Source organism: Flavobacterium sp., assembly GCF_043773265.1.
Taxonomy (GTDB): domain Bacteria; phylum Bacteroidota; class Bacteroidia; order Flavobacteriales; family Flavobacteriaceae; genus Flavobacterium.
In genome coordinates, this window is the sequence record NZ_JAYVFH010000017.1 from 1 (window position 1) to 3,143 (window position 3,143).

General features: G+C 32.5%; 7 protein-coding genes. All 7 read left to right on the plus strand.

What is annotated here, in order from left to right; translation table 11 throughout:
- The first annotated feature begins 32 nt into the window (after positions 1-32).
- A complete protein-coding gene (infA, locus tag ACH2BO_RS00875; RefSeq protein ID WP_011963449.1) occupies positions 33-248 on the plus strand; it encodes a translation initiation factor IF-1 in 216 nt (71 codons plus the stop codon).
- A gap of 74 nt (positions 249-322) precedes the next feature.
- Positions 323-439, plus strand: a complete 117-nt coding sequence (ykgO, locus tag ACH2BO_RS00880; protein ID WP_081932050.1) for a type B 50S ribosomal protein L36 — start codon at positions 323-325, stop codon at positions 437-439.
- Positions 440-441: 2 nt separating this feature from the next.
- Entirely contained in the window at positions 442-816 is a 375-nt protein-coding gene (gene rpsM / locus ACH2BO_RS00885) for a 30S ribosomal protein S13 (protein ID WP_395042873.1), read from the plus strand.
- A gap of 8 nt (positions 817-824) precedes the next feature.
- The gene (gene rpsK / locus ACH2BO_RS00890) at positions 825-1,208 is read left to right on the plus strand and encodes a 30S ribosomal protein S11 (protein ID WP_395042874.1); all 384 of its coding nucleotides are present in this window, start codon (positions 825-827) and stop codon (positions 1,206-1,208) included.
- Between the two features lie 134 nt (positions 1,209-1,342).
- The gene (gene rpsD, locus ACH2BO_RS00895) at positions 1,343-1,948 is read left to right on the plus strand and encodes a 30S ribosomal protein S4 (RefSeq protein WP_395042875.1); all 606 of its coding nucleotides are present in this window, start codon (positions 1,343-1,345) and stop codon (positions 1,946-1,948) included.
- 21 nt (positions 1,949-1,969) lie between these two features.
- Positions 1,970-2,962, plus strand: a complete 993-nt coding sequence (locus ACH2BO_RS00900; RefSeq protein WP_395042876.1) for a DNA-directed RNA polymerase subunit alpha — start codon at positions 1,970-1,972, stop codon at positions 2,960-2,962.
- 62 nt (positions 2,963-3,024) lie between these two features.
- Positions 3,025-3,143: bL17 family ribosomal protein (locus ACH2BO_RS00905; RefSeq protein ID WP_395042877.1), on the plus strand; the 119-nt coding region annotated here is incomplete at its 3' end.

Below are 3,143 nucleotides of genomic sequence, written 5' to 3' on the forward strand. Positions count from 1 at the left end.
GGTAAAAATAGAAAAGCAGTAGCTTAGTTTTTATGGCAAAACAATCAGCAATAGAACAAGACGGAGCAATAATTGAAGCATTATCAAATGCGATGTTTCGTGTTGAATTAGAAAACGGTCATATCGTTATTGCGCACATCTCTGGTAAAATGCGAATGCATTACATCAAGTTGTTACCTGGTGACAAAGTAAAACTAGAAATGAGCCCCTACGATTTGTCTAAAGCAAGAATTACTTATAGATATTAAAAAGCAATAAGCAATAAGCAATAGGCAGTAAGCAATGCCTAATGCCTAAAGCATAAAGCCTAAAGCAATTAACAATGAAAGTAAGAACATCAGTTAAGAAAAGAAGCGCAGAATGTAAGATTGTGCGTAGAAAAGGAAGATTATACGTTATTAACAAAAAGAATCCTAGATTTAAACAAAGACAAGGATAATTATGGCAAGAATAGCTGGGGTAGATATACCTAAAAACAAAAGAGGTGTTATAGCACTTACCTATATCTTCGGAATAGGAAAAAGTAGAGCTATTGAGATTTTAGAAAAAGCTCAAGTAAGCCAAGATATTAAAGTTCAAGATTGGAATGATGACCAAATCGGAGCAATTCGTGATGCGGTATCTTATTACAAGATTGAAGGTGAACTTCGTTCAGAAACTTCATTAAACATTAAACGTTTAATGGATATTGGATGTTACAGAGGAATTCGTCACAGATCTGGTCTTCCATTAAGAGGACAAAGAACTAAAAACAATTCTAGAACAAGAAAAGGTAAAAGAAAAACTGTTGCTAACAAGAAAAAAGCAACTAAATAGTAAATAATATGGCTAAAGCAAGTACAAAAAAACGTAAGGTTATTATTGAATCTTCAGGCGAAGCTCATATTAGTGCAACCTTTAACAACATCATTATTTCTTTAACAAATAAGAAAGGTGAAGTTATTTCTTGGTCTTCTGCAGGTAAAATGGGTTTTAGAGGTTCTAAAAAGAATACTCCATACGCAGCTCAAATGGCAGCAGAAGATTGTAGTAAAGTAGCATTAGAAGCTGGATTAAAAAAAGTAAAAGTATATGTAAAAGGTCCAGGTAACGGAAGAGAATCTGCTATTAGATCTATACATAATACTGGAATTGAAGTAACAGAAATTATTGACGTTACACCAATGCCACATAATGGATGTCGTCCTCCAAAAAGACGTAGAGTTTAATTTTATATTGAATTTATTCTGAATTTATTTCAGAATCTCAATATCTAATATAATTAAGTATAACAAAGATAGAACTAAGATTATCGAAGGATTTAAGACCTGAATTCATAATCTCTATCTAAAAACAATTTAAAATGGCAAGATATACTGGTCCAAGTACTAAAATAGCTCGTAAATTTGGCGAAGCTATATTCGGAGAAGATAAATCCTTCGAAAAAAGAAATTATCCTCCAGGCCAACATGGAATGGCTAAAAAAAGAGGAAAAAAATCTGAATATGCAGTTCAATTGATGGAAAAGCAAAAAGCTAAATATTCTTATGGAATTTTAGAAAAACAATTCCGAAATTTATTTGAAAAAGCAGCAGCTTCTAAAGGTGTAACAGGTGAAATCCTTTTGCAATTATGTGAAGCTCGTTTAGATAATGTCGTTTTTAGAATGGGAATCGCTCCTTCTAGAAGAGGTGCACGTCAAATTGTATCTCACAGACATATTACAGTAAACGGTGAATTAGTAAACATTCCTTCTTACCACTTAAAACCAGGTGACAAAGTTGCAGTTCGTGAAAAATCTAAATCATTAGAAACAATTGAGCGTTCTTTATCTAATTCTAGTCATGTATATGAATGGATTACTTGGAATAAAGATACAATGGAAGGTACATTTGTAACTGTTCCTGCAAGATTACAAATACCAGAAAATATTAAAGAGCAGTTAATCGTCGAATTGTACAACAAATAATAATTGACACTAGTCTAAATTATGGCAATATTTAATTTTCAAAAACCCGATAAAGTTATCATGATCGATTCAACCGATTTTGAAGGTAAGTTTGAGTTCAGACCTTTAGAACCAGGATACGGATTGACTGTTGGTAATGCACTAAGAAGAGTTTTACTTTCTGCTCTAGAAGGTTATGCAATCACATCTACAAGAATTGATGGTGTTGAGCATGAGTTTTCTACAATTTCAGGAGTTGTTGAAGATGTAACTGAAATTATCCTTAGTCTTAAACAAGTACGTTTTAAACGTCAAATTGAAGATATCGATAATGAATCAGTAACAATTTCTTTAACTGGTAAGGAACAAATTACAGCAGGTGACTTCCAAAAATTTATTTCTGGATTTCAAGTTTTAAACCCTGAATTAGTAATCTGTAACCTAGATTCAAAAGTTAATTTCAATATGGAACTAACAATTGAAAAAGGTAGAGGTTACGTTCCTGCAGAAGAAAATAAAAAACAAAATGCAGCAATAGGTACAATTTATACAGATTCTATTTTCACTCCTGTAAAGAACGTGAAATATGCAATTGAAAACTTCCGTGTAGAGCAAAAAACAGATTACGAAAAATTAGTTTTTGAAATAAAAACCGATGGATCAATAAATCCAAAAGATGCACTTACAGAAGCAGCAAAAGTATTAATTCACCACTTTATGTTATTCTCCGATGAGAGAATAACTCTAGAAGCTGACGAAATTGCACAAACAGATTCTTATGATGAAGAGTCATTACACATGAGACAATTGCTTAAAACAAAGCTTGTTGATATGGATCTTTCAGTTAGAGCATTGAATTGTTTGAAAGCGGCTGAAGTAGATACACTTGGAGATCTTGTATCTTTCAATAAAAATGACCTAATGAAATTCCGTAATTTCGGTAAAAAATCTTTGACAGAACTTGACGAACTTGTTGCTATCAAAAATTTAACTTTCGGAATGGATTTAGCAAAATACAAATTAGATAAAGAATAAAGCACTCCATATTTTGCGCTCCAAAGTGGATCGATGCAAGATGAAGTCATAAAAAACACGTCATGAGACACGGAAAAAAATTCAATCACCTTAGTAGACAAACAGGCCACAGGAAAGCAATGCTTGCAAACATGGCTTGTTCACTAATAGAACACAAACGCATCAACACAACAGTTGCAAA